This window comes from Streptomyces sp. NBC_00285, from assembly GCF_036174265.1.
In the GTDB taxonomy this organism is placed as follows: domain Bacteria; phylum Actinomycetota; class Actinomycetes; order Streptomycetales; family Streptomycetaceae; genus Streptomyces.
Window position 1 is genome coordinate 2,500,534 of sequence record NZ_CP108055.1, and the last position, 25,580, is coordinate 2,526,113.

At 67.0% G+C, this 25,580-nt stretch carries 17 protein-coding genes, 3 rRNA genes and 3 pseudogenes; 8 read left to right on the forward strand and 15 right to left on the reverse strand.

What is annotated here, in order from left to right; genetic code table 11:
• Positions 1–24: 24 nt before the first annotated feature.
• The 7 genes and pseudogenes from OHT57_RS11405 to OHT57_RS11435 form a co-directional block, all read right to left on the reverse strand.
• Positions 25–819: a hypothetical protein gene (locus OHT57_RS11405; protein WP_328753177.1), complete on the reverse strand. Its 795-nt coding sequence runs from the start codon at positions 817–819 to the stop codon at positions 25–27.
• The gene (locus tag OHT57_RS47430) at positions 756–1,277 is read right to left on the reverse strand and encodes a hypothetical protein (RefSeq protein WP_443053656.1); all 522 of its coding nucleotides are present in this window, start codon (positions 1,275–1,277) and stop codon (positions 756–758) included. The genes OHT57_RS11405 and OHT57_RS47430 overlap by 64 nt, the downstream gene beginning before the upstream one ends.
• A 16-nt stretch (positions 1,278–1,293) precedes the next feature.
• A pseudogene (locus tag OHT57_RS47435) lies at positions 1,294–2,139 on the reverse strand (hypothetical protein); the annotation flags it as partial.
• 179 nt (positions 2,140–2,318) lie between these two features.
• Positions 2,319–2,435, reverse strand: a 5S ribosomal RNA gene (gene rrf, locus OHT57_RS11420).
• Positions 2,436–2,541: 106 nt separating this feature from the next.
• Positions 2,542–5,666: ribosomal RNA gene (locus tag OHT57_RS11425) — 23S ribosomal RNA — on the reverse strand.
• Between the two features lie 305 nt (positions 5,667–5,971).
• Positions 5,972–7,499 (reverse strand): 16S ribosomal RNA (locus tag OHT57_RS11430).
• Together the 16S, 23S and 5S rRNA genes form the textbook arrangement of a ribosomal RNA operon.
• A 521-nt stretch (positions 7,500–8,020) precedes the next feature.
• Positions 8,021–8,662, reverse strand: coding sequence for a DNA-3-methyladenine glycosylase (locus OHT57_RS11435; RefSeq protein ID WP_328746035.1), 642 nt, complete (start codon positions 8,660–8,662; stop codon positions 8,021–8,023).
• A gap of 138 nt (positions 8,663–8,800) precedes the next feature.
• On the opposite strand from OHT57_RS11435, the gene OHT57_RS11440 reads away from it, so the two are divergent.
• The 3 genes from OHT57_RS11440 to OHT57_RS11450 all read left to right on the forward strand — a co-directional run bounded on the left by OHT57_RS11440 (position 8,801) and on the right by OHT57_RS11450 (position 10,826).
• A complete protein-coding gene (locus OHT57_RS11440; protein ID WP_328746036.1) occupies positions 8,801–9,583 on the forward strand; it encodes a sporulation protein in 783 nt (260 codons plus the stop codon).
• 45 nt (positions 9,584–9,628) lie between these two features.
• Positions 9,629–10,168, forward strand: a complete 540-nt coding sequence (locus OHT57_RS11445) for a YbhB/YbcL family Raf kinase inhibitor-like protein (protein WP_328746037.1) — start codon at positions 9,629–9,631, stop codon at positions 10,166–10,168.
• A 151-nt stretch (positions 10,169–10,319) separates the two neighbouring features.
• Complete coding sequence (locus tag OHT57_RS11450) at positions 10,320–10,826, forward strand: HNH endonuclease (protein WP_328746038.1); 507 nt, start codon at positions 10,320–10,322, stop codon at positions 10,824–10,826.
• 133 nt (positions 10,827–10,959) lie between these two features.
• On the opposite strand, the gene OHT57_RS11455 is transcribed toward OHT57_RS11450, so the two are convergent.
• The 3 genes and pseudogenes from OHT57_RS11455 to OHT57_RS11465 form a co-directional block, all read right to left on the reverse strand.
• A complete protein-coding gene (locus tag OHT57_RS11455; protein WP_328746039.1) occupies positions 10,960–11,898 on the reverse strand; it encodes an SPFH domain-containing protein in 939 nt (312 codons plus the stop codon).
• A gap of 131 nt (positions 11,899–12,029) precedes the next feature.
• The gene (locus OHT57_RS11460; RefSeq protein ID WP_328746040.1) at positions 12,030–12,461 is read right to left on the reverse strand and encodes an NfeD family protein; all 432 of its coding nucleotides are present in this window, start codon (positions 12,459–12,461) and stop codon (positions 12,030–12,032) included.
• A 361-nt stretch (positions 12,462–12,822) separates the two neighbouring features.
• Positions 12,823–13,353, reverse strand: a pseudogene (locus tag OHT57_RS11465) (ABC transporter ATP-binding protein); the annotation flags it as partial.
• A 139-nt stretch (positions 13,354–13,492) separates the two neighbouring features.
• On the opposite strand from OHT57_RS11465, the gene OHT57_RS11470 reads away from it, so the two are divergent.
• Positions 13,493–14,281 (forward strand): hypothetical protein, encoded by a 789-nt coding sequence (locus tag OHT57_RS11470; RefSeq protein ID WP_328746042.1) that lies wholly within the window; start codon positions 13,493–13,495, stop codon positions 14,279–14,281.
• A gap of 173 nt (positions 14,282–14,454) precedes the next feature.
• On the opposite strand, the gene OHT57_RS11475 is transcribed toward OHT57_RS11470, so the two are convergent.
• From OHT57_RS11475 to OHT57_RS11490, 4 genes are all read right to left on the reverse strand, one after another.
• The gene (locus tag OHT57_RS11475; RefSeq protein ID WP_328746043.1) at positions 14,455–14,694 is read right to left on the reverse strand and encodes a chaplin family protein; all 240 of its coding nucleotides are present in this window, start codon (positions 14,692–14,694) and stop codon (positions 14,455–14,457) included.
• Positions 14,695–14,888: 194 nt separating this feature from the next.
• Positions 14,889–15,134, reverse strand: a complete 246-nt coding sequence (chpE, locus tag OHT57_RS11480) for a chaplin ChpE (RefSeq protein WP_328746044.1) — start codon at positions 15,132–15,134, stop codon at positions 14,889–14,891.
• Between the two features lie 155 nt (positions 15,135–15,289).
• A complete protein-coding gene (locus tag OHT57_RS11485) occupies positions 15,290–15,931 on the reverse strand; it encodes a response regulator transcription factor (RefSeq protein ID WP_328746045.1) in 642 nt (213 codons plus the stop codon).
• The gene (locus OHT57_RS11490; RefSeq protein ID WP_328746046.1) at positions 15,924–17,069 is read right to left on the reverse strand and encodes a GAF domain-containing sensor histidine kinase; all 1,146 of its coding nucleotides are present in this window, start codon (positions 17,067–17,069) and stop codon (positions 15,924–15,926) included. Before OHT57_RS11490 ends, OHT57_RS11485 begins: the two co-directional genes overlap by 8 nt.
• A 348-nt stretch (positions 17,070–17,417) precedes the next feature.
• Between OHT57_RS11490 and OHT57_RS11495 the strand changes: the two genes are divergently transcribed.
• The 3 genes from OHT57_RS11495 (at position 17,418) to OHT57_RS11505 (ending at position 20,264) form a co-directional block, all read left to right on the forward strand.
• Entirely contained in the window at positions 17,418–18,116 is a 699-nt protein-coding gene (locus OHT57_RS11495) for an SDR family NAD(P)-dependent oxidoreductase (RefSeq protein WP_328746047.1), read from the forward strand.
• Complete coding sequence (locus tag OHT57_RS11500; RefSeq protein ID WP_328746048.1) at positions 18,113–19,219, forward strand: S-adenosylmethionine:tRNA ribosyltransferase-isomerase; 1,107 nt, start codon at positions 18,113–18,115, stop codon at positions 19,217–19,219. Before OHT57_RS11495 ends, OHT57_RS11500 begins: the two co-directional genes overlap by 4 nt.
• Positions 19,220–19,523: 304 nt before the next feature.
• Complete coding sequence (locus OHT57_RS11505) at positions 19,524–20,264, forward strand: transglycosylase SLT domain-containing protein (protein ID WP_328746049.1); 741 nt, start codon at positions 19,524–19,526, stop codon at positions 20,262–20,264.
• A 90-nt stretch (positions 20,265–20,354) separates the two neighbouring features.
• Here OHT57_RS11505 and OHT57_RS11510 read toward each other — a convergent pair whose 3' ends face one another.
• Positions 20,355–22,985: an ABC transporter ATP-binding protein/permease gene (locus OHT57_RS11510; protein WP_328746050.1), complete on the reverse strand. Its 2,631-nt coding sequence runs from the start codon at positions 22,983–22,985 to the stop codon at positions 20,355–20,357.
• Positions 22,986–23,225: 240 nt separating this feature from the next.
• On the opposite strand from OHT57_RS11510, the pseudogene OHT57_RS11515 reads away from it, so the two are divergent.
• Positions 23,226–25,154: pseudogene (locus OHT57_RS11515) on the forward strand (streptophobe family protein); the annotation flags it as partial.
• Between the last annotated feature and the right edge of the window lie 426 nt (positions 25,155–25,580).

The window sequence follows — 25,580 nt, forward strand, 5'->3', positions numbered from 1 at the left end:
CTTCTTCTCACTCCACCGCCGCCCTCAGTCCTTGAGGTCGCCCTCGTCATCGTCTTCGTCTTCTACGGCCTTCTCGACGACGACCTCAGCGTCACCCTCGACCTCGACGTCACCCTCGGCGTCGCCCTCAGCCTCAGCCTCGTCGAAGGCGTCGACGAACTCCACCCCGTCCATCTCGGCGAGCCGGTCGGAGGCGTCCGTGCTGCCGTCCTTGTCGGACTCCACGGCCTTGGCGAACCACTCCCGCGCCTCGTCCTCCCGACCGGCCGCGAGCAGCGCGTCGGCGTACGCGTACCGCAGCCGCGCGGTCCACGGCTGCACGGAGTTGGAGGCAAGCTCGGGGCTCTGGAGCGTCACGATGGCCGCATCCAACTGGTCCATGTCACGCCGGGCACCGGCGGCGACGAGCCGCATCTCGACCTGCCCGGCCTTGTCGAGCTTGTGCACCTCGGGCGCCCCGGCCATCTCCAGCGCCTTCTCCGGCCGCCCGAGCCCCCGCTCGCAGTCGGCCATGACCGGCCACAGTTCCACGTTCCCGGTCATCCGCCGCGCGGCCCGGAACTCGGAGAGAGCCTCGCTGTACTTCTGGTTCGCATACGCCGCGAACCCGGCCGCCTCCCGTACGGCGGCCACACGCGACGCCAGCCGCAGGGCGATCTTGGAGTACGCGTACGCGCCCTCCGGGTCCTCGTCGATGAGCCGGGCGACCATCACCAGGTTCTTGGCGACATCCTCCGCAAGCCCCTTGGGCAGGCTCAGCAGCTCCTGTCGTACGTCCTTGTCGATCTCGTCGCCGGTGACGTCCTCGGGAATCGGCAGCCGCTTGATCGGCTCACGATCCCGGTCACGCTCCTCACGGAAGCGCCCACCGCCACGCCGGTCGTCGCCACCTCCCCGGTCATCCCGCCCACGGAACCCACCGGGCCGCCCACCGCGATCGTCCCTACGGGGACCACCACTTCCACCACGGCTGTCGTCACGCCGGAAGCCACCACGATCCCCGCCACCGCTGCGGTTGTCGTCACGGCGGGGCGCGTAGCTGCTGCCGCGGTTGTCATCACGTCGGAAACCACCACGATCCCCGCCACCGCTGCGGTTGTCATCACGGCGAGGCGCGTAACTGCCGCCGCGGTTGTCGTCACGTCGGAAACCGCCACGGTCACCGCTACCGGTGCGGTTGTCGTCACGGCGGAAACCGCCACGGTCACCGCTACCGGTGCGGTTGTCGTCACGGCGGAAACCGCCACGGTCACTGCTACCGGTGCGGTTGTCGTCACGGCGGGGCGCGTAGCTGCTGCCGCGGTTGTCGTCGCGGCGCTCTACGCGCTCGCCACGGTCTCCGCGGTCATCGCGACGGAAGGCAGGCCGGTCACCGTCACGCTGGAACCCACGGTCACGGTCGTCCCGGCGAGGACCAGCCGGCCGGTCGTCACGGCGGAACGGAGGACGAGCCCCACGATCACCACCACGACTGTCATCACGGCGGAAGCCACCACGATCTCCGCCACCGCTGCGGTTGTCATCACGGCGGAAACCACCACGGTCATCGCTGCGACGGTCGTCGCGGCGATCATTGTCGCGTCGGAAGCCACCACGGTCACTGCTACCGGTGCGGTTGTCGTCACGGCGGGGCGCGTAGCTGCTGCCGCGGTTGTCGTCGCGGCGCTCTACGCGCTCGCCACGGTCTCCGCGGTCATCGCGACGGAAGGCAGGCCGGTCACCGTCCCGCTGGAACCCACGGTCACGGTCGTCCCGGCGAGGACCAGCCGGCCGGTCGTCACGGCGGAACGGAGGACGAGCCCCACGATCACCACCACGACTGTCACCACCACGACTGTCATCACGGCGGGGCGCGTAGCTGCTGCCGCGGTTGTCGTCACGCCGGAAACCACCACGGTCACCGCTACCGGTGCGGTTGTCGTCACGGCGAGGTGCGTAGCTGCCGCCGCGGTTGTCATCACGCCGGAAACCACCACGATCCCCGCCACGGTCATCGCTGCGACGGTCGCTGCCGCCGCCACGGTTGTCATCGCGACGATCGTCACGGCGTACGTAACCACCACCGCGATTGCCACCACGGTCATTGCCGCCGCGGTCGCTGCCACCGCGGTTGTCGTCGCGGCGGAAGCCGCCACGGTCCCCCCGGTTGCCTCGATCACCACGGTCACCACTGTCCCGTCGTTGCTGGTCGCGCTCCGGTCGGTCGTCGGGAGAGTTGGTGGACATGGTGACTCCTGTCTTCGGCACTGCAAGCATTCTAAAAACAAAAGGACCCCTGGTCCCAGCTGAACGCTGGGACCAGGGGTCCTCCAAATATTGTTCGGCGGTGTCCTACTCTCCCACAGGGTCCCCCCTGCAGTACCATCGGCGCTGTAAGGCTTAGCTTCCGGGTTCGGAATGTAACCGGGCGTTTCCCTCACGCTATGACCACCGAAACCCTAATGGTTTCGAGCGAACAAGCACACTTTTCTGTTGTGTGGTTCAAGCTCTAGCCGACAACTGTTCGTTGTCTCAGAACTAACACAGTGGACGCGAGCAACTGAGGACAAGCCCTCGGCCTATTAGTACCGGTCACCTCCAGCGGTTACCCGCCTTCCAGATCCGGCCTATCAACCCAGTCGTCTACTGGGAGCCTTAACCCCTCAAAGGGGGTGGGAATACTCATCTCGAAGCAGGCTTCCCGCTTAGATGCTTTCAGCGGTTATCCCTCCCGAACGTAGCCAACCAGCCATGCCCTTGGCAGGACAACTGGCACACCAGAGGTTCGTCCGTCCCGGTCCTCTCGTACTAGGGACAGCCCTTCTCAATATTCCTGCGCGCGCAGCGGATAGGGACCGAACTGTCTCACGACGTTCTAAACCCAGCTCGCGTACCGCTTTAATGGGCGAACAGCCCAACCCTTGGGACCGACTCCAGCCCCAGGATGCGACGAGCCGACATCGAGGTGCCAAACCATCCCGTCGATATGGACTCTTGGGGAAGATCAGCCTGTTATCCCCGGGGTACCTTTTATCCGTTGAGCGACGGCGCTTCCACAAGCCACCGCCGGATCACTAGTCCCGACTTTCGTCCCTGCTCGACCCGTCGGTCTCACAGTCAAGCTCCCTTGTGCACTTACACTCAACACCTGATTGCCAACCAGGCTGAGGGAACCTTTGGGCGCCTCCGTTACTCTTTAGGAGGCAACCGCCCCAGTTAAACTACCCATCAGACACTGTCCCTGATCCGGATCACGGACCCAGGTTAGACATCCAGCACGACCAGACTGGTATTTCAACGACGACTCCACAGACACTGGCGTGCCCGCTTCACAGTCTCCCAGCTATCCTACACAAGCCGAACCGAACACCAATATCAAACTGTAGTAAAGGTCCCGGGGTCTTTCCGTCCTGCTGCGCGAAACGAGCATCTTTACTCGTAGTGCAATTTCACCGGGCCTATGGTTGAGACAGTCGAGAAGTCGTTACGCCATTCGTGCAGGTCGGAACTTACCCGACAAGGAATTTCGCTACCTTAGGATGGTTATAGTTACCACCGCCGTTTACTGGCGCTTAAGTTCTCAGCTTCGCCACACCGAAATGTGACTAACCGGTCCCCTTAACGTTCCAGCACCGGGCAGGCGTCAGTCCGTATACATCGCCTTACGGCTTCGCACGGACCTGTGTTTTTAGTAAACAGTCGCTTCTCGCTGGTCTCTGCGGCCACCCCCAGCTCACCGAGTAAATCGGATCACCAGTGATGGCCCCCCTTCTCCCGAAGTTACGGGGGCATTTTGCCGAGTTCCTTAACCATAGTTCACCCGAACGCCTCGGTATTCTCTACCTGACCACCTGAGTCGGTTTAGGGTACGGGCCGCCATGAAACTCGCTAGAGGCTTTTCTCGACAGCATAGGATCATCCACTTCACCACAATCGGCTCGGCATCAGGTCTCAGACTTAATGAACGGCGGATTTGCCTACCATTCGTCCTACACCCTTACCCCGGGACAACCACCGCCCGGGATGGACTACCTTCCTGCGTCACCCCATCACTCACCTACTACAAGTCTGGTTCGCCGGCTCCACCACTTTCCATTCCCCGAAGGGTCCGGAACGGCTTCACGGACTTAGCATCGCCTGATTCAATGTTTGACGCTTCACAGCGGGTACCGGAATATCAACCGGTTATCCATCGACTACGCCTGTCGGCCTCGCCTTAGGTCCCGACTTACCCTGGGCAGATCAGCTTGACCCAGGAACCCTTAGTCAATCGGCGCACACGTTTCCCACGTGTGTATCGCTACTCATGCCTGCATTCTCACTCGTGAACCGTCCACCACTAGCTTCCGCTGCAGCTTCACCCGGCACACGACGCTCCCCTACCCATCCCAGCCCCCGTTGGGGGTATGTGCTGGAATGACACGACTTCGGCGGTACGCTTGAGCCCCGCTACATTGTCGGCGCGGAATCACTAGACCAGTGAGCTATTACGCACTCTTTCAAGGGTGGCTGCTTCTAAGCCAACCTCCTGGTTGTCTGTGCGACTCCACATCCTTTCCCACTTAGCGTACGCTTAGGGGCCTTAGTCGATGCTCTGGGCTGTTTCCCTCTCGACCATGGAGCTTATCCCCCACAGTCTCACTGCCGCGCTCTCACTTACCGGCATTCGGAGTTTGGCTAAGGTCAGTAACCCGGTAGGGCCCATCGCCTATCCAGTGCTCTACCTCCGGCAAGAAACACACGACGCTGCACCTAAATGCATTTCGGGGAGAACCAGCTATCACGGAGTTTGATTGGCCTTTCACCCCTAACCACAGGTCATCCCCCAGGTTTTCAACCCTGGTGGGTTCGGTCCTCCACGAAGTCTTACCTCCGCTTCAACCTGCCCATGGCTAGATCACTCCGCTTCGGGTCTTGAGCGTGCTACTGAAACGCCCTATTCGGACTCGCTTTCGCTACGGCTTCCCCACACGGGTTAACCTCGCAACACACCGCAAACTCGCAGGCTCATTCTTCAAAAGGCACGCAGTCACGACGCACCAAGTAAACTTGATGCGCGACGCTCCCACGGCTTGTAGGCACACGGTTTCAGGTACTATTTCACTCCGCTCCCGCGGTACTTTTCACCATTCCCTCACGGTACTATCCGCTATCGGTCACCAGGGAATATTTAGGCTTAGCGGGTGGTCCCGCCAGATTCACACGGGATTTCTCGGGCCCCGTGCTACTTGGGTGTCTCTCAAACGAGCCGTTGACGTTTCGACTACGGGGGTCTTACCCTCTACGCCGGACCTTTCGCATGTCCTTCGTCTACATCAACGGTTTCTGACTCGCCTCACAGCCGGCAGACTGTGAAAGAGAGATCCCACAACCCCGCACACGCAACCCCTGCCGGGTCTCACACGTATACGGTTTGGCCTCATCCGGTTTCGCTCGCCACTACTCCCGGAATCACGGTTGTTTTCTCTTCCTGCGGGTACTGAGATGTTTCACTTCCCCGCGTTCCCTCCACATACCCTATGTGTTCAGGTATGGGTGACAGCCCATGACGACTGCCGGGTTTCCCCATTCGGAAACCCCCGGATCAAAGCCTGGTTGACGGCTCCCCGGGGACTATCGTGGCCTCCCACGTCCTTCATCGGTTCCTGGTGCCAAGGCATCCACCGTGCGCCCTTAAAAACTTGGCCACAGATGCTCGCGTCCACTGTGCAGTTCTCAAACAACGACCAGCCACCCATCACCCCCAACCTGAGCTGGAGTTCACTGGGGCCGGCATCGAGGGAATTTCATTCCCTCAGACACCCAACAGCGTGCCCGGCATCCCCGCCACTCATGATCAGCTTTCCACGCTCCGAAGAGCAGTACTTGCAGCCCGAGATGACTGACGATGCCGAATAATCAACGTTCCACCCGTGAGCAACCACCGTCGAACGTATGCCGACGTAATGGCCCTGGACCACCGGGCAAGCCCGGCAGCCTAGATGCTCCTTAGAAAGGAGGTGATCCAGCCGCACCTTCCGGTACGGCTACCTTGTTACGACTTCGTCCCAATCGCCAGTCCCACCTTCGACAGCTCCCTCCCCACAAGGGGGTTGGGCCACCGGCTTCGGGTGTTACCGACTTTCGTGACGTGACGGGCGGTGTGTACAAGGCCCGGGAACGTATTCACCGCAGCAATGCTGATCTGCGATTACTAGCAACTCCGACTTCATGGGGTCGAGTTGCAGACCCCAATCCGAACTGAGACAGGCTTTTTGAGATTCGCTCCACCTCACGGTATCGCAGCTCATTGTACCTGCCATTGTAGCACGTGTGCAGCCCAAGACATAAGGGGCATGATGACTTGACGTCGTCCCCACCTTCCTCCGAGTTGACCCCGGCGGTCTCCTGTGAGTCCCCGTCACCCCGAAGGGCACGCTGGCAACACAGGACAAGGGTTGCGCTCGTTGCGGGACTTAACCCAACATCTCACGACACGAGCTGACGACAGCCATGCACCACCTGTACACCGACCACAAGGGGGGCACCATCTCTGATGCTTTCCGGCGTATGTCAAGCCTTGGTAAGGTTCTTCGCGTTGCGTCGAATTAAGCCACATGCTCCGCTGCTTGTGCGGGCCCCCGTCAATTCCTTTGAGTTTTAGCCTTGCGGCCGTACTCCCCAGGCGGGGAACTTAATGCGTTAGCTGCGGCACCGACGACGTGGAATGTCGCCAACACCTAGTTCCCACCGTTTACGGCGTGGACTACCAGGGTATCTAATCCTGTTCGCTCCCCACGCTTTCGCTCCTCAGCGTCAGTAATGGCCCAGAGATCCGCCTTCGCCACCGGTGTTCCTCCTGATATCTGCGCATTTCACCGCTACACCAGGAATTCCGATCTCCCCTACCACACTCTAGCCTGCCCGTATCGAATGCAGACCCGGGGTTAAGCCCCGGGCTTTCACACCCGACGTGACAAGCCGCCTACGAGCTCTTTACGCCCAATAATTCCGGACAACGCTTGCGCCCTACGTATTACCGCGGCTGCTGGCACGTAGTTAGCCGGCGCTTCTTCTGCAGGTACCGTCACTTTCGCTTCTTCCCTGCTGAAAGAGGTTTACAACCCGAAGGCCGTCATCCCTCACGCGGCGTCGCTGCATCAGGCTTTCGCCCATTGTGCAATATTCCCCACTGCTGCCTCCCGTAGGAGTCTGGGCCGTGTCTCAGTCCCAGTGTGGCCGGTCGCCCTCTCAGGCCGGCTACCCGTCGTCGCCTTGGTGAGCCATTACCTCACCAACAAGCTGATAGGCCGCGGGCTCATCCTTCACCGCCGGAGCTTTCAACCACCACAGATGCCCGTAGCAGTGATATCCGGTATTAGACCCCGTTTCCAGGGCTTGTCCCAGAGTGAAGGGCAGATTGCCCACGTGTTACTCACCCGTTCGCCACTAATCCCCACCGAAGTGGTTCATCGTTCGACTTGCATGTGTTAAGCACGCCGCCAGCGTTCGTCCTGAGCCAGGATCAAACTCTCCGTGAATGTTTACCCGTAATCGGGTGCACACATCACGAGAGCGGAGCAACCACCGGAATAAGGCGGTCACTCACAGCGTCCTCGCTGTGTATTCTTCAAAGGAACCTCATCTACGACCATGAAGGCCGGAGACGGGGTATCAACATATCTGGCGTTGATTTTTGGCACGCTGTTGAGTTCTCAAGGAACGGACGCTTCCTTTGTACTCACCCTCTCGGGCTTTCCTCCGGGCTTTTCCCTTCGGTCTTGCGTTTCCGACTCTACCAGATCCTTTCGGTCCTGATTTTCTCAGGGCCTTTCGGAACTGAATCCCTGTCGGCGGGGCCTTTCGACATTCACTACGCTAGCGGATTCCCTCCGCAACCCATAATCGAGTTCTGCGAGTTCGAATTCGAGCATGCGAGCACACCGAAATCGCCCCCGCTGAGGGGAAGTTGTAGGTAGTGGTTTGGCCGCTTCCGGCTGCAGGCGATTGCCGTACCCGGGTCAAGCGGCTCGGGCCACGTTACGCATCTTCCAAGAGCGAGTCAACTTGAGCGGCGCCTCGGGACATGGGCCCGATAGGGGCTCACCGTCGGGTCGTTGGCGGCCCAGAACCGCCAGGGGTGCACGCCCCCGTCTCCGGACACTCCGGTCCGTGGGCCGTTGAGTACCTGGTCGGAGGGAACCGGGGTGCCGGCAAGCACCCGCAGCGGGGTCTCGCCCGACTCGCAGGCGTCCGTGCCGTTCAGAGCCCGGTCCACCCCCAGGGCGGTGGCGAGGCGAGCCGGTCCTTTGGCCAGTTCTTTGTCATTTCGGGCTGAGAATCGACGTTTGCGCGCCAGGTCCGCGCCTTCGAGGACCTCGCCTGCGCGGAGCAGGACGGCACTCGCGCGACCCTCCGGTCCGCACACCAGGTTCATGCAGAACCACATGCCGCAGGTGAAGTAGACGTACACGTACCCGGGCGGACCGAACATCACGCTGTTGCGGGGCGTCTGGCCGCGGTAGGCGTGGGAGCCCGGGTCGTTCGGACCGTCGTATGCCTCGACCTCCGTGAGACGCACCGCGATCGGGCCGTCCGGGGTCGTACGGACGAGGGTGCGGCCGACGAGGTCGGGGGCGACGTCCAGTGCGGGGCGGTCGAAGAACTCTCGTGTGAGTGGCGTACGGTCCGGGGGCGTGATCATGGCGTACGAGCGTAGTCCAGACGGGGTGTGCCAAGGGGTGGTCAAGGGTCCGTCCGCTTGCCAGGGTGAGGGCCCGGAACCGACCACGGCCGGATCGCGTTTGTAGGGATCAGGAATCCGCGCGTTGTAAGGAGAGACATGGCGTTCAAGAAGCTGCTCGCGAGCCTTGGTGCCGGTGGGGCTTCGGTGGAGACGGTGCTGACCGAGGTCAACGTCGTCCCGGGTGGTGTCGTCCAGGGTGAGGTGCGGATCCAGGGCGGGTCCGTCGACCAGCGGATCGAGGGGCTGTCGGTCGGGCTGCAGGCCAAGGTCGAGGTCGAGAGCGGCGACCAGGAGTACAAGCAGGACATCGAGTTCACGAAGGTGTCGCTCGGCGGGGCCTTCGAGCTGCAGCCCAACGCGGTGCACTCGGTGCCGTTCGGGCTGGAGATCCCGTGGGAGACACCGATCACGATGATCGACGGGCAGGCGCTGCGCGGCATGAACGTCGGTGTGACGACCGAGCTGGCGATCGCGCGTGCCGTGGACTCCGGTGACCTCGACCCGATCAACGTGCACCCGCTGCCGGCGCAGAAGGCGATCCTGGACGCGTTCATGCAACTGGGCTTCCGCTTCAAGAACGCGGACCTGGAGCGCGGGCACATCCGCGGGACGCGCCAGCAGCTGCCGTTCTACCAGGAGATCGAGTTCTTCCCGCCGCAGCAGTACCGAGGGCTCAACCAGGTCGAGTTGAGCTTCGTCGCGGACGGGAACGCGATGGACGTCATCCTGGAGATGGACAAGAAGCCTGGGCTGTTCAGCGAGGGCAGCGACACCTTCCGGTCCTTCCAGGTGGGTGTGCACGACTTCCAGGGCACCGACTGGGCCGGGTACCTCAACCAGTGGCTGTCCGAGGTCGGCAGCAAGCGCAACTGGTTCTAGGATCGGGAACTACTGATTCCGGATGATCGCTCAGGAGGTACCGAGGTGACCGAGCTCAAGCGGCGGCCGCTCCCCCATGACTTCCATCCGCCCGTGCCGTCGTTCACGGTCACGAGTGAGGACGTCGCCGAGGGCGCACCCCTCAAGGACGCTCAGGTCTACGCGGCCGGCAACACCTCTCCGCAGCTGCGCTGGGAGGGGTTTCCGGGTGGGACCAAGAGCTTCGCCGTGACCTGCTACGACCCCGACGCCCCGACGGGCAGCGGGTTCTGGCACTGGGTGGTGTTCGACATCCCCGCCTCGGTGACCGAGTTGCCGGTGGGTGCGGGCAGCGGGAAGTTCGAGGGTCTGCCGGAGGGTGCCGTACAGGCGCGCAACGACTACGGGTCGAACGACTTCGGTGGGGCCGCTCCGCCGGCCGGGGACGGGCCGCATCGGTACGTTTTCACGGTGTACGCCGTGGACCAGGAGAAGCTCGGGCCGGCTTCCGATGCCTCTCCGGCTTTTGTGGGCTTCAACCTGCGGTTCCACGCGATCGCCCGTGCCCAGTTGATCGGTGAGTACGAAGTGCCCGCCGAAGCCTGACGTTCATGGGACGTTTGCCCGCCTCTGGTCATGGAATTGATCAGAGGCGGGCATTTTTATTGCGTTGTCCATCTCGGCGTGCCCGGCCAGAGTTGATCCAAGCCCAAGCCCGCCTGGGGGTGGGCCGGTGCGCACGGGAGGTGGGCTGGTCATGCGGGACACGCTGGTACTCAATGCGAGCTTCGAGCCGCTGTCGACGGTGACGTTGAACCGCGCCGTCGTTCTGGTGCTTCAGGACAAGGCCGTCGTCGAGCAGTCCCACCCCGAACTGCGCATGCGCGGTGCCGCTGTCGACATACCGGCGCCCCGGGTGATCAGGTTGTGCAGGTATGTGCGAGTGCCCTTCCGAAGACAAGCCCCGTGGTCTCGGCGGGGTGTTCTGGTACGTGACCAGCACAGGTGCGCGTACTGCGGGCGGCGGGCGGCGACTGTGGACCACGTGGTGCCGCGGTCGCAGGGTGGTCAGGACACTTGGCTGAACACGGTGGCCTCCTGCGCGGAGGACAACCACCGCAAGGCGAACCGGACTCCGGCGGAGGCGGGGATGCCGTTGCTGCGGAAGCCGTTCGAGCCGACGCCGGCGGATGCGATGCTGCTGTCGCTGGGGCACGAGGACTTCTCGGCGCTGCCGGAGTGGTTGGCGCGGGACGCCGCCTAGTCGTCTCTTCGAGATCGGTGCGGTGTGGCTGCGGCTTCATTGTGGCTGGTCGCGCAGTTCCCAGCGCCCCTAAGTGCGTTGGGGCCCGCCTTCACTGAGAAGGCGGGCCCCTTTGTCGTACGGAAATGCCTGTTCAGTCGATCGGCGGGTTCTCCCGGCGTTCCGAGCCGCCGTTGCCTCCGCCCGAACCGCCGCCGAGGTTGCCGAAGTTGCCCATCGCTCCGGAGAGGCCCTTGAGGGCGTCGCCGATTTCGCTGGGGACGATCCAGAGCTTGTTGGCGTTGCCCTCAGCGATCTTGGGGAGCATCTGGAGGTACTGGTAGCTGAGGAGCTTCTGGTCGGGGTCTCCGGCGTGGATGGCCTCGAAGACCGTGCGGACGGCCTGGGCCTCGCCTTCGGCGCGGAGGGCTGCCGCCTTCGCTTCACCCTCGGCGCGCAGGATCTGGGACTGCTTCTCGCCCTCGGCGGTGAGGATGGCGGCCTGGCGGGTACCTTCGGCCGTCAGGATCGCGGCGCGCTTGTCACGGTCGGCGCGCATCTGCTTCTCCATCGAGTCCTGGATGGAGGTCGGGGGCTCGATCGCCTTCAGTTCCACGCGGTTGACGCGGATGCCCCACTTGCCGGTGGCCTCGTCGAGGACGCCGCGCAGGGCCGCGTTGATCTCCTCGCGGGAGGTCAGGGTCCGCTCCAGGTCCATGCCGCCGATGATGTTGCGGAGCGTGGTGACGGTGAGCTGCTCGATCGCCTGGATGTAGCTGGCGACTTCGTAGGTGGCGGCCCGTGCGTCGGTCACCTGGTAGTAGATGACCGTGTCGATGTTGACGACCAGGTTGTCCTGGGTGATCACCGGCTGCGGCGGGAACGGCACGACCTGTTCACGCAGGTCGATGCGGTTGCGGATGGTGTCTATGAACGGGACGACGATGTTCAGTCCCGCGTTGAGCGTCCGGGTGTAGCGGCCGAAGCGCTCCACGATGGCCGCACTGGCCTGTGGGATGACTTGGATCGTCTTGATCAGGGCGATGAAGACCAACACCACCAGGATGATCAAGACGATGATGACAGGTTCCATCGTGCTCCCCGTGCCCTTCTCCGCCTCGGTGTTCTTCGGAAGATCTTATGGTTGTTGAAGATCTTGCTGGTCGAGTCTGACAGACCGTCGTGTGACACGTGGTGCGTTCGGTTCAGTTGCATCCTGCGAGGTCACATGATGATCGCCGTGGCTCCCTCGATGTCGACGACATCCACTTCCTGGCCCACTTCGTAGGCACTGCCGGTGTCGAGAGAGCGGGCCGACCAGACCTCGCCGGCGAGCTTGATCCGACCGCCCGTGTTGTCGACGCGCTCCAGGACGACGGCCTGTTTCCCCTTCAACGCGTCGATGCCTGTGACAAGTTGGGGGCGCTGTGAGCGATGCCGGTTCGCGATGGGCCGTACGACGGCGATGAGGGCGACCGAGACGACGACGAAGACGAGCACCTGGACGACGACGTCACCGCCGAGTCCGGCCGAGACCGCCGCAGCGACGGCGCCCACCGCGAACATGGCGAACTCCGGCATCGCGGTCACTACCAGCGGAATGCCGAGCGCTGCCGCCGCGACGAGCCACCACACCCATGCGTTGATGTCGTTCACGTGGTCATGGTAGGTCCGCGGGTACCCCCTCGGACAGGGCGCGATGGAGCGGGGGTGGGCTTCTTACCCGTGTTTTTGCGGGTACTTCACGTGATCACGACAGTGGCAGGCCGTGCGCGGTCCAGCGGTCGCCGACCTGTTCGACGACGAGAGGGAGGCCGAAGCAGAGGGACAGGTTGCGCGAGGTGAGTTCGAGCTCCAGCGGCCCGGCGGCCAGGACCTTGCCCTGCCGGATCATGAGGACGTGGGTGAAACCGGGGGCGATCTCCTCGACGTGGTGGGTGACCATGAGCATCGAGGGCGCGATCGGATCGCGGGCGAGCCGGCCGAGGCGGCGGACCAGGTCCTCGCGGCCGCCGAGGTCGAGGCCGGCGGCGGGCTCGTCGAGGAGGAGGAGCTCGGGGTCGGTCATCAGGGCGCGGGCGATGAGGGTGCGCTTGCGCTCGCCCTCGGAGAGGGTGCCGAACTTGCGGTCCAGGTAGTCGCTCATGCCGAGGCGGTCGAGGAAGGCGCGGGCGCGCTGTTCGTCGATGTCCTCGTACTCCTCCTGCCAGCCGGCGGTCATGCCGTACGCCGCTGTCAGTACGGTCTCCAGGACGGTCTGGCGCTTCGGGAGCTTGTCGGCCATGGCGATGCCCGCCATGCCGATGCGGGGGCGCAGTTCGAAGACGTCGGTGCCGGGCCTGCCGAGGGTCTCGCCGAGGATGGTGGCAGTGCCCTTGCTGGGGTAGAGGTAGCTGGAGGCGAGGTTCAGGAGCGTGGTCTTGCCGGCGCCGTTGGGGCCGAGGATGACCCATCGCTCGCCCTCCTTGACCGACCAGGAGACCTGGTCCACCAGAGCCCGGTCCTCACGAACCACGGATACGTCCTGAAGCTCCAGAACATCGCTCATGAGCGCGTTGTCTCCCCTTGCTGTGTGACCGGTGTCGGCGTCTCGGCTGTCGCGTGCGCGCAATCGGCGCAGCCCTCGATGAAATCTACGCCACTGGTCGGCCGCTCCCTTCCATCGGTCCGGTCCTTAGGGTGGAGGCATGCTCTCGGAACCGCGCTCTGGACGCCTTGCCGCTTGGGGAAACGGTCTTTTGGCCGGACTTGTCTCACCGGACGACGCTGTGCTGGCGATCGTCGGTGACGATGCCGTACACCGGGTCGAAGGGCTGCCGGGTGAGACGGCGGCCGTCGGTCTGACGCTGGCGCTCGGGCGACTGCGGTCGCTCGGGGTCACCGGCCTGCGGGTCGCGCTGCCGGCTCCGGGGCATCCGCTGGGGCTGAGCGGGCCGCCGGACTTCAACGCGCGCGCGTTGGAGGCGGAGGAGGCGGTGATCTGTTACGGCGTCGCGCTGGGCCTGGTGCCGGAGGTGTACGAGGCCGGGCCCTCGGGGGATGTGCATGTCGAGGTGGTGTGGCATGTGCTGCCGGTGCGGGAGGCGCCGCCGGCCGATGTGCCGTCGCTGGGCGAAGCCGAGCGGGAGCTCGCGGAGGCCCTGCGGGAGGCGACGGAGGTGCTGTCGCGGCTGGATGTGGCCGGGTCCGGACCGGTGGCCGAGGCGGCTCTCTATGCGTACCGGGCTCGGGCCGAGCGGGGGCGGGAGGTTCTGGCGCCGGGGTACCCGCCGCGGGCGGTGCGGGTGTTGGAGCTCGCTCAGCGGGTGGGGCTGCTGGTGTCGCTCGCTCATGAGAACGGACATGGGGGTGCGGTGAGTTCCGCCGAGATGCGGGCTCGGGGGGAAGCGCTGCGACCGGTGGAGCGGACGGCGAGGCGGGCGCAGGTGGCTGCCTACAACGCATACGTGGAGGAACGGGAGCGGGGGGCGCGGTGATCCGCGTGCACGGACTGCTCGCGGTTACTGGAGCTGCCCTGGGGCACGGAGGGCTGCGCAACCAGCCCCCAGCGGGCCGCCGTCGACATGCGGCCGACTGTTTCTGCTGAGGCAACAGCAAGGGCCCCACAAGTCTCCGTCGACTTGTGAGGCCCAGCAGTTGGGACCGGACGTCAGTCGTTCACACCCGTGTTGCCGAAGGCCGGGTTCAGCAGAGCGATGACGTTGGCGGTGTTGCCGACCACGTTCACCGGGACGTGCACCGGGACCTGGACGAGGTTGCCCGAGCCGACGCCCGGCGACTTCATGGCCGCGCCGTCGGCACCCGCGTCGGCGAAAGCGGCACCGGCAGCGGCACCCGTGGCCATACCGGCGACGGTGAGGGCCACGGCGGCCTTCTTGGCGATGTTCATGAGAAGCGTTCCTCCTGCGTTTGCGGTCCGACCCGGCCGCGGGTCGTGTGTTGGTCAACGCGTAAGAGAAACAGGACGGTACGGAGATTCGAGCGGGTCTGACCGTTCGGATCATTCGCACGACAAACGGACCGGCCTCCCGGGTGCGCGGGGCACCCAGGAGGCCGAAGTCACTGCTCGCTCGACGAGGGGAGTCAGTGGTTGATACCGAGGTTGCCGAAAGCGGGGTTCAGCACGCCGATGACGTTGACGCTGTTGCCGACCGCGTTCACCGGGACGTGGACCGGGGCCTGGACGAGGTTGCCGGAGACGACGCCGGGCGAGCCCACGGCGTTGCCGTCGGCGTGCGACCCGTCGGTGGCGGAGGCCATACCGGCACCGGCGGCGATCAGCCCGCCGGCCACCATCGTCACGGCCGCTGCCTTCTTCAGGTTCTTCACTTCTAAGCCCTCCTAGCGATTGCCGCGGCAGTCGCCGCAGCACGCACTGGAGAACGGCGGAGATCCGCGAAGGATGCGCCATTCGAGGGACATTCCCACGACGGTATGAATCTCAGTCCGGAGTGGAACCCTCCGTATTGCCGACGTTGCTTGGATCAACCGGCCATACCGTGGCGAACCGCCCACAGTGCCGCCTGTGTGCGGTCCGCCAGGTCGAGCTTCATCAGGATGTTCGAGACGTGGGTCTTGACGGTCTTCTCGGAGAGCACCAGCGCGCGGGCGATCTCCCGGTTGGAGCGGCCGTCGGCGATCAGCATGAGCACCTCGCGCTCCCGTTCGGTGAGCGAACCGCCTCGGCCCTGGCCGGAGTTGTTCTCCTCCTGGGACAACAGGACGCCCGCGACCTCGGGTTGGAGCAGGATGTGGCCGGCATGCACGGAGCGGATGGCACCGGCCAGGGCGTCGGGGTCGACGTCCTTATATACGTATCCCGCGGCGCCCGCGCGCAGGGCCGGGACCACGGTGCGCTGTTCGGTGAAGCTGGTGACGATCAGCACGCGCGCGGGGTTGTTCAGTTCGCGGAGCTTGCGCAGGGCGTCGATGCCGTCCATGCCCGGCATCTTGACGTCCATGAGGACGATGTCGGGCTTCAGTTCCTCCGCGCGCGCGACACCTTCGGCACCGTCGGCCGCCTCCCCCACGACCTCTATGTCGTCCTGCACCTCGAGGAAGGTGCGCAGACCGCGGCGGACGACCTGGTGGTCGTCGACGAGCAGGACCCTGATCGCGTCAGCCACCGGGTACCTCCATCTCGATCGTGGTGCCCTTGCCGGGCGCCGACTCCACGGTGAGCGTGCCGCCGACCCCGCTCGTCCGGTCCCGCATGGAGACCAGACCGAGGTGGCGCCCCACGCGGCGAATCGCCGTCGGTTCGAATCCGCTGCCGTCGTCCGTGACACGCAGGACGGCTCCGCCGCCGCACCGGTCCACCGTCACATCGACATGTGCCGCCCCCGAGTGCCGCAGCGCGTTGTGCAGGGCCTCCTGGGCAACGCGGAGCATGGCCTCCTCCTGGGCGGCGGGCAGCGCGCGGAAGCTGTGTGCCGCGAAGGTCACGCGCGCGGTGTGGGCGCGGTCCAGCACCTGGATGTGGGTGCGGAGGGTGGCGGCCAGACCGTCCTCGTCCAGAGCTGCGGGGCGCAACTCGACCACCGCGGCGCGCAGTTCGTCGGCCGCCTCGGCGGCGAGCGCGGCCACCTGCTGGAGCTCGCCCTTGGCACGGGTCGGGTCGCGGTCGACGAGGGCGGTGGCGGCCTGGGCGGTCAGGCGCAGGGAGAAGAGCTTCTGGCTGACCGCGTCGTGCAGTTCGTGAGCCAGGCGGGAGCGCTCCTCGGCGATGGTGAGCTCGCGGCTGCGTTCGTAGAGGCGGGCGTTGGTGAGGGCGATCGCGGCGTGCTGGGCGAGGATGGCGAGGAGTTCCTCGTCGTCCTCGGTGAAGCCGCAACCGCCTTCCGGCTTGGGGCAGTTCTTGTTCGCGAGGAAGAGGGCGCCGATGACCTCGTCGCCATCGCGGATCGGCAGACCCAGGAAGTCCACCAGGTCGGGGTGGGCGGACGGCCAGCCCCCGAAGCGGGGGTCCTCGCGGACATCGGCGAGGCGCTCGGGGGTGGCCTCGTGGAGCATCGCGGCGAGGATGCCGTGCTGCCGCGGGAGGGGGCCGATGGCCTTCCACTGCTCGTCGCTGACGCCGTCGACCACGAACTGGGCGAAGCCGCCGTGGTCGTCCGGGACGCCGAGGGCGGCGTACTGCGCGTCGAGCAGTTCGCGGGCGGAGGCCACGATCGTCTTGAGGACGTCGCGCACCTCCAGGTGCCTGCTCATGGCCAGCAACGCGGAACTCACCGCGGCGAGGCCGGACCGGGGGCCTTGACTCATGACCTCACGGTACCGGCGGGGTGTGACAGCGGGGATCGGACCGGTGACGGCAGTCGGCTCGGGCGCGAGACCTAGGACCTGCCCGGTGGAGCATGCCGGCGTCGCGGGTCGTGCCACTCGCACCTGCGGCGTTGTCGATCGGTTGCCGAGGTTCGGCTCGGCCGGGCCGCACTGCTCGATGCAGCCGGCCTGATCCGCCGACGGGTCCCGGCCCGCGGTCGGTGGGCCGGCGGCGTAGGACGAAGGGACCCGCTGTTTCGGGACCCGCGCCCGAGGCGGGGCTCGGGGTGGTCTTCCTACGGTGAGGTCACCGCCCGGTGGCGGCGGTGGGAGACGAGAGGGCGTGCCATGCCGGTTGCGATCATCACGGGGGCCTCGAAGGGGCTGGGTCGGGCGCTCGCCGAGGCCCTGGCGACGCGGGGCTGGGATCTGGTGCTCGACGCCAGGAACACGGAGGTGCTGCGGGCGACCGCAGCCGTACTGAGCGGGCAGGGGACCCGGGTGACGGCCCTGCCCGGGGACGTCACGGACCCGGCGCACCGCTCCGAGCTGGTGGCCGCGGCCTGGAAGCTCGGCGGCGTCGATCTGCTGGTGAACAACGCGAGCGCGCTGGGCGCCGAGCCGCTGGCCCGCCTGGAGGGGCTGGCCCTGGACGGGCTGCGCCGCGCGCTGGAGGTGAACGTAGTGGCCGCGCTGGGCCTGGTCCAGGAGACGCTGCCGCTGTTGCGGGCCGCGGCGGCCGGGGCGGTGATCGCCGTCAGCTCGGACGCGGCGGCCGAGGCGTACGAGACGTGGGGCGGCTACGGGGCGTCGAAGGCCGCCCTGGACCACCTCATGGCGGTGCTCGGCGAGGAGGAGCCTCAGCTGCGGGTGTGGGCCGTCGACCCCGGGGACATGGCGACGGACCTGTACGCGGCGGCCGTACCCGAGGACCGGGATCCACGGCTGGAGCCGGCCCGTGTGGTGCCGGCCTTTCTGCGGCTGCTGGACGAGCGGCCGGTGAGCGGGCGGTACGGGGCGCCGGCGTTGCTGGAGGGCCGGCGATGACGCTCACGGTGCGGGTGCCCGAGGAGCTGTCGGCGCGCGTACCGGCCGAACAGCGCGGCCCCGGGCTCGACCGGGATGCCGTACGGCTGCTGGTGTCGCGTGGGACAGAGGTGTCGCACCACGGGTTCGGGGAGTTGCCGTCCCTGCTGCGGGCCGGGGATCTGCTCGTCGTGAACACCTCGCCCACGCGGGCCGCCGCCGTGGACGCGTGGATCGGGCACGCACGCGTGGTGGTGCACTTCTCGGTCCTCGGGGACGACGGGCGGTGGGCCGTCGAGCTGCGGGAGCCGGACGGCACGGGCACCACACGCGCGCGGGAGGGCGGCCCCGCGGGAACGCAGGTGCGGCTGCCCGCGGGTGTCCGCGTGGTCCTGGAGGAGAGGCTGAGCGAGGCGAGTGGACGGCTGTGGTGGGCGCGGGTGAGAGGGGTGGCGGGCGTCGGGGGCGGTCCGGCGGTCCACCGCCTGCTCCGTGGGTACGGGCGGCCCATTCGCTATTCCTATACGGAACGGGACCAGCCGCTGTCCGTCTACCAGACGGTCTTCGCCCTCCCCTCCCCCGACGGCGCCGGCAGCGCCGAGATGCCCAGTGCCGCCCGGCCCTTCACCGCGCGGCTGGTGGCGGAGCTGGTGAGCCGTGGTGTGCAGTTCGCTCCGGTCGTCCTGCACACGGGTGTGGCCTCGGCGGAGGCCCACGAGCCGCCGTATCCGGAGCGGTACTCGGTGCCCAGGGCCTCCGCGCGGCTGATCAACGCGGTGAAGGCCGCGGACGGCAGGGTCGTCGCCGTCGGGACGACCGCCGTGCGGGCCGTGGAGTCCGCGGCCGGGACCGGGGCCGACGGGGTCGTACGCGCGCGTGCGGGGTGGACGGATCTCGTGGTGACCCCGGAGCGCGGGGTACGGGTGGTGGACGGGCTGCTGACCGGACTGCACGAGCCGGAGGCCTCGCATCTGCTGATGCTGGAGGCGGTCGCGGGGCGGGCGGCGGTCGACCGTGGCTACGAGGAGGCGCTGCGCGGGCACTACCTCTGGCACGAGTTCGGGGACGTGCATCTCCTCCTCCCGGAGGAGGGTCCTCACGCAGAGCATTGCTGCAGCAACTAACGGTGAGACCGCCTCCCGCTCGGTGTGAGCCCGCACATAGGGCGCAGATCACGTACGAAGACAGATAGGAGACACAGGCTTCCGTCGTGAACGGGGCAGACGTTCCAGTCTGTCCCGTTTTGCCATCCCCCGGTCCACTACCCGGGATCGTACGTCACACCTTTGCCCTGGCATTTTGCGGCCGCTAAGAATGGCTCTCGTCGCTCAACGCCGCGGGTTTCGACCGCGGCGTTTGTGCCGGAAGCACCCGTGTCCCCCGCCGGACAGCGAGCGACCTCCGCGCTATTCGAAGAGGTCCATCCGCATGCCCAAGAACACTTTCACCCGTGGTCATAGTCGTGCGCTGACGAAGCGCCACAAGATCGCCGTCGCAGGTGTCGCCACGCTCGGCGCCGCCGCCATCGCGTTCAGCGCGGTGCCGGGCAACGCGGAGACCACCACGTCGGAGGCGGCCACCTCCTCGGTCCCGGTGACCTACACCTCCGAGCAGCTCAAGGGCCTCCACGCGGACGTCAGCGAGCAGCTCGCCGCCAAGACCTTCCAGGGCAAGGCCGCCGAGACGAAGGCGAAGGCCGAGACGAAGGCCAAGGCCGCGGCCGCCGCGAAGAAGAAGGCTGCCGCCGCAGCCGCCGCCAAGAAGGCCGCGAAGGCGCGCAAGGCCAAGGAGGCCGCGAGCCGGTCCGCGCAGCGTGCCAAGCTGAAGGCCGCGGCGCCCAGGAGCTACGGCGACAACCTGGACGGCTGGATCAAGCAGTCCCTGGACATCATGAAGTCCAAGGGCATCCCGGGCAGCTACAACGGCCTCTACCGCAACATCATGCGGGAGTCCTCGGGCAACCCGAGCGCCATCAACGGCTGGGACATCAACGCGATCAACGGCACGCCGTCGATCGGTCTGCTGCAGATCATCAAGCCGACCTTCGACGCCTACCACGTCTCCGGCACGTCCTGGAGCCAGTACAACCCGGTCGCCAACATCACCGCCTCCGCGAACTACGCGTTCCACCGGTACGGCTCGATCGACAACGTGAACAGCGCGTACTGAGGCCGCGCGGACCTCTCGTACGCGAAGAAGGCGGACAGAAAGGGCGGCACCCCAGCCGGGGTGCCGCCCTTCGCCGTCGTGGGAGACCTGCTACTTCCGCATGACCTCGGGTTCGTGGCGGCGCAGGAAGCGGGCCACGAAGAAGCCGCAGACCACGCCGATGGCGACGAGGGCGATCATGTCGAGGCCCCAGGCGCTGATCGTGTGGTCCCACAGCGGGTCGGTCGAGTCGCCCGGTTTGACGGGCGGGTTGACCTTGTTGAAGTCCAGGGTGGCGCCCGCCGCGGCGACCGCCCAGCGCGACGGCATGAGGTACGAGAGTTCGTTGACGCCGATCTTGCCGTTCAGGGTGAACAGACAGCCGGTGAAGACGACCTGGACGATCGCGAACATGACGAGCAGCGGCATGGTCTTCTCGGACGTCTTCACCAGCGAGGAGATGATCAGGCCGAACATCATCGAGGTGAACCCGAGGCCCATGATCGGGAGGCACAGCTCCGCGAGCGTGGCGTTGCCGAGGACCAGGCCCTCCTTCGGGAGTCCGCGGCTGACGAAGCCGATGACGCCGACCAGCAGCCCCTGCAGCACGGTGATCACGCCGAGCACGAACACCTTGGACATCAGGTACGCCGAACGGGACAGGCCGGTGGCCCGCTCCCGCTCGTAGATGACCCGTTCCTTGATCAGTTCACGGACGGAGTTGGCGGCGCCGGCGAAGCAGGCGCCGACCGCGAGGATGAGCAGGACGGTGGTGGCCGTGCTGTTCGGCTCGGGGAGGTTGGTCCTGGGGTCGATCGGCTTGGGCAGCAGGGGGTCGCCGAAGTCGATGAGCAGGCTCACCGCGCCGAGGACGAGGGGCAGGATCACCGTCAGGGCCAGGAAGCCCTTGTCGGACGCGATCACCGAGACATAGCGGCGCACGAGCGTCCCGAACTGGCCCATCCAGCCCTGTGGCTTCGGCGGCTTCATACCGTGCATCGGAGGCGTCTGTACGGATTGCGGCGCAACGGCGTCGATGTCCGCGGCGTACATCTGGTAGTGCTGCGAGCCCTTCCAGCGTCCGGCCCAGTCGTAGTCGCGGTAGTTCTCGAAGGCGGAGAAGACGTCGGCCCAGGTGTCGTAGCCGAAGAAGTTCAGTGCCTCCTCCGGCGGGCCGAAGTAGGCGACGGAGCCGCCCGGGGCCATCACCAGGAGCTTGTCGCACAGCGCCAGCTCGGCCACCGAGTGGGTGACGACGAGGACCGTTCGGCCGTCGTCGGCGAGGCCACGCAGCAGCTGCATGACATCGCGGTCCATGCCCGGGTCGAGGCCTGAGGTCGGCTCGTCCAGGAAGATCAGGGACGGCTTGGTGAGCAGCTCCAGGGCCACCGAGACGCGCTTGCGCTGGCCGCCGGAGAGGGCGGTGACCTTCTTCTCCTTGTGGACGTCCAGCTTCAGTTCGCGGAGCACCTCGCCTATGCGGTGGTCGCGCTCCTCGCTCGTGGTGTCGGCGGGGAAGCGGAGCTTGGCCGCGTACTTGAGGGCCTTCTTGACGGTCAGCTCCTTGTGCAGGATGTCGTCCTGCGGGACCAGACCGATGCGCTGGCGCAGCTCGGCGAACTGCTTGTAGAGGTCGCGGTTGTCGTACAGGACGTCGCCCTGGTTGGCGGGCCGGTAGCCGGTGAGCGCCTTGAGCAGGGTCGACTTGCCGGAACCGGACGGTCCGATGACCGCGATCAGGGACTTCTCCGGGACGCCGAAGGAGACGTCCTTGAGGATCTGCTTGCCGCCGTCGACGGTGACGGTGAGGTGACGGGCGGAGAAGGAGACCTCACCGGTGTCGACGAACTCCTCCAGACGGTCGCCGACAATCCGGAACGTGGAGTGGCCGACGCCGACGATGTCGGTCGGGCCGAGCAGCGCGGAACCGCCCTTGGTGATCGGCTGGCCGTTGACATACGTGCCGTTGTGCGAGCCGAGGTCGCGGATCTCCATGCGACCGTCGGGGGTCGAGTGGAACTCGGCATGGTTGCGGGAGACCTGGAGGTCGGAGACGACCAGGTCGTTCTCCAGGGCACGGCCGATGCGCATGATGCGGCCGATGGTGAACTGGTGGAACGTGGTCGGGCTGCGGTCGCCGTAGACCGGCGGGGCGCCGGCGCCGACGCCCGCGTCGGGGCCCTGCTTTTGCGGGAACTTCTGCGGCGGCTGGTGCCCTTGCTGCGGTGGGTGACTTTGCTGCGGCGACTGCGAGTGCGGCTGCGACGGCCGCTGCGACTGTGGCCAGCCGGACTGCGGGGACTGGTGGGGGGCCTGCTGGGGAGACTGCTGCGAGGCCGACTGCGGGGCCGCCTGCTGCGGTGTCTGCTGGGCCCAGCCGGGGCTCGCGCCCTGAACCCCCTGCGCGGCGTACGGCTGTTGCCGGGGTTGGGGCTGCGCGGCCGGGGCCGCGGCGCCGGTGAAGTCCAGCAGCGGGCCGTCACTCGCGTTGCCCAGATGTACGGCGGAGCCGGGCCCGACCTCCGTCTGGTGGATCCGCTGCCCGTGCACGAACGTGCCGTTGGTGCTGCCGTGGTCCTCGATGGCCCAGCCGCGCCCGCTCCAGCTGATCGTGGCGTGACGCCAGGACACCCTGGCGTCGTCGAACACGATGTCCCCCTGCGGATCGCGCCCGAGGCTGTATGGCCTGGACGGATCGAGCGTCCAGGTGCGTCCGTTCGCTTCCAGTACGAGTTCCGGCACTCCAAGCCCCACTGAGTAGTCCCCCCGAATTGCCCCCGACACAGGGAGTGTAGGGATGTCGAACATCGTCGGGAACCATTTCAGGATCCGCCTCCTGACCGAAACCCGAGCCCCGAGAAGACCACGTTCGCACGCTTCGGCCGGTTCCGTTGACGGGGTTGAAACCGACCCGGAGAGTGGGTAATCCACGCGAGGGGGACAAGCGCGGTCTCAGCCGCGCCGCGGATCGGGGGGTCTGCCATGAGTGCGTCCATGAGCGACGAGAGCGCGCAGCACGGCGGCGTGAGGCTGCCGTGGGGCGACATCCTGCTGTCCGCGATCGCCTCTGTGAGCTGGGCGTTGATCGGGATGGCGGGAACGGCCGCACTCGGTCTGCATCTGCTGGAGGCCGATTCCACCGCCTCCCTGGGGCCGATGACCGCGGCTGTCGTAGCCCTTGCGGCAGGCGGTTCCGTGACGCCTTCCGGTGATGTGTCCGCGTTCGGGTTGACGGGAGCGGAGGCGGCCACCGCCATCGAGATCACGCCATTGGGTGTCAGCCTGGTCGGCGCGGTGCTTCTGTCCTGGTTCTTCCTACGGTCCCTGCGGGCCGCCGGAGCGGTGATCGCACCGTCGGAACTCCTCGCGCGCGCGGGCTCGGTGATCGCGCTGTTCGTGGCGATGCTGGGCGGGCTGGCCTGGGCGGGCCACGACGTCATCACGATCGACGGGGCCTCCCTGGGCCTCGACAAGCTGCCCGGCGCGGGCGGGGGCGGCCTCGACATCCCCGGGCTGGGTGACGTCGGGGACATCGGCGGGCTGCTGCCCGACCAGATCGGCAACCTCATCGACGCGAAGGCCGCGGTCGGCTTCACCGTGGACACCGCGGCGACCCTGCTCGGCGGGCTCGGCTGGTCGGCCGGGATCCTGCTGATCGCGCTGCTGGCGTCCCGCCGTACACCGCTGCCGCGCGGCTGGGAGGCCGTGCACCGGGTCGTACGGCCGGCCGTGTCGGCCCTCGTGATGGTCCTGCTGGTCGCGGTGGCCGCGGGGCTCTCGGCGGCGGTGTACGCGGCCATCGGCGACGACCACCCCAAGCGGATCGCGGGAGCGGCGCTGCTCGGAGCGCCGAACGGGGTGTGGCTGGGCATCCCCATCGGCCTGTTCGTCCCCTTCGACGGCCGGGCGACGGGCGTCCTGACCAATTTCCTTCCGGACCCGCTGGACCAGCTGCTCAACTCCGACTCCGACCAGTCGGCGACGCTGGCGCGGCTGGCGGACCTGGACGGGCGGGTGTGGCTGCTGGGCGTGGGGGCGGCGCTGATGATGCTGCTGGCGGGCGTGCTCACCGCCGTGCGAACGCCGGTGGGGGTCTTGGGCGGGGCGGGTACGGGGACCCGTGGCGGGGCCGCGCAGGGGTGGGACTCGGGTGCCGGGGGCGGTCGGGAGCCGGGGGCTCTTGGTTTCGCCGGGCGGTGTGCGGTGCGGTTGGGGGTCGTTACCGCGTTGGCGTTGCCGTTGCTCGCCTGGTTGACGCAGGTGTCGGTGGACGCCTCGCTGTCGGTCCTGGGATTCGACGCCTTCGGCGCCGGTATCGCGTTGCGGGGTCAGCTCGGCATGGCGGTGCTGCTCGGGGCGCTGTGGGGCGCGGGAGCGGGGGCCGCGGGGGCGTTGCTGGCCCGCGCGACCGGGGCGGCTGGGTCACAGGCCGCAGGACTGGCACTGCGTGACTTTGCGGTGGTGGAAGCGGGTCCGAGTGCGGGGACGGCGGGCGGCCCGGGGGCTGGGCTTGCCGGGGGGCCGCGGTACGCCGGTGAGGGTGGGGCTTACGCCGGCGGGGCGGGGGGAGCCGGGGGGTATGAGGGCGGCGGTTCCGGGTCGTACGAGGGGGGTGGAGCGAGGTCGTACGAGGGGGGCGGGGCCGAAGCGTACGGCGGCGAGGGCGGGCCGTACAGCGGCGGGCCGGTGCCGAACCACGGTGCGGCGGGACCGTACGGCGGGGGCGCGCCGGGACCGTATGACAGTGGTCCCGAGTCGAACAGAGGTGCCGTGGGGCCGTACGGCGGCGAGGCAGGGCCCTACAGCGGTGGGCCGGAGCCGCACAGCGGTGAGGCAGGGGTCCACGGCGGTGAGACGGGGCCCTACGTGCCCGTTACGCCCTATCGGCCTCCGAATCCGGTGACGAACCCGTACCTGCGGATTCCCGGCGAGTTGCGCGAGCCCGAGGATGCCCCGCCTGGTGGCGGGCGGGGGCCGGAGTCCGAGGACCGTCGGAGCGAACCGGGCCGGGAGGGCGACGGGCAATGGCCGCGTCGTGAGGATCGTCGGGGAGGGCCCGGACGTGAGGGTTCGGAAGGGGGCGGCGGCCGACCGCAGGAGGCGGGGCGGTCTCCTGAGAAGAACTCCCGGCCACCGGACGAGCCGCGCCGAACCGGCGACGCGGCACCGCCCGACAACGTCTACGGCGCCCCGACCATGGCCCGGCCGATCGACCAGCCCGCTCGTTCACCGCAACGGCCCCCCAGGCGGCGGCCCGGTGGCCGGCGACCGTCCTCCGGGGACGAGGGCCGACAGCCACCGCCTCCTCCTCCCCCGCCCCCACCGCCGCCGCCCCCG

Bases quoted from the DNA above. Each gene is read 5' to 3' on its own strand.
- OHT57_RS11495 (WP_328746047.1), top strand. From the start codon at position 17,418: ATGCCGGTTGCGATCATCACGGGGGCCTCGAAGGGGCTGGGTCGGGCG.
- OHT57_RS11455 (WP_328746039.1), bottom strand. From the start codon at position 11,898: ATGGAACCTGTCATCATCGTCTTGATCATCCTGGTGGTGTTGGTCTTC.
- OHT57_RS11435 (WP_328746035.1), bottom strand. From the start codon at position 8,662: ATGATCACGCCCCCGGACCGTACGCCACTCACACGAGAGTTCTTCGAC.
- OHT57_RS11490 (WP_328746046.1), bottom strand. From the start codon at position 17,069: ATGAGTCAAGGCCCCCGGTCCGGCCTCGCCGCGGTGAGTTCCGCGTTG.
- OHT57_RS11440 (WP_328746036.1), top strand. From the start codon at position 8,801: ATGGCGTTCAAGAAGCTGCTCGCGAGCCTTGGTGCCGGTGGGGCTTCG.
- OHT57_RS11505 (WP_328746049.1), top strand. From the start codon at position 19,524: ATGCCCAAGAACACTTTCACCCGTGGTCATAGTCGTGCGCTGACGAAG.
- OHT57_RS11475 (WP_328746043.1), bottom strand. From the start codon at position 14,694: ATGAACATCGCCAAGAAGGCCGCCGTGGCCCTCACCGTCGCCGGTATG.
- OHT57_RS11450 (WP_328746038.1), top strand. From the start codon at position 10,320: ATGCGGGACACGCTGGTACTCAATGCGAGCTTCGAGCCGCTGTCGACG.
- OHT57_RS11470 (WP_328746042.1), top strand. From the start codon at position 13,493: ATGCTCTCGGAACCGCGCTCTGGACGCCTTGCCGCTTGGGGAAACGGT.
- OHT57_RS11500 (WP_328746048.1), top strand. From the start codon at position 18,113: ATGACGCTCACGGTGCGGGTGCCCGAGGAGCTGTCGGCGCGCGTACCG.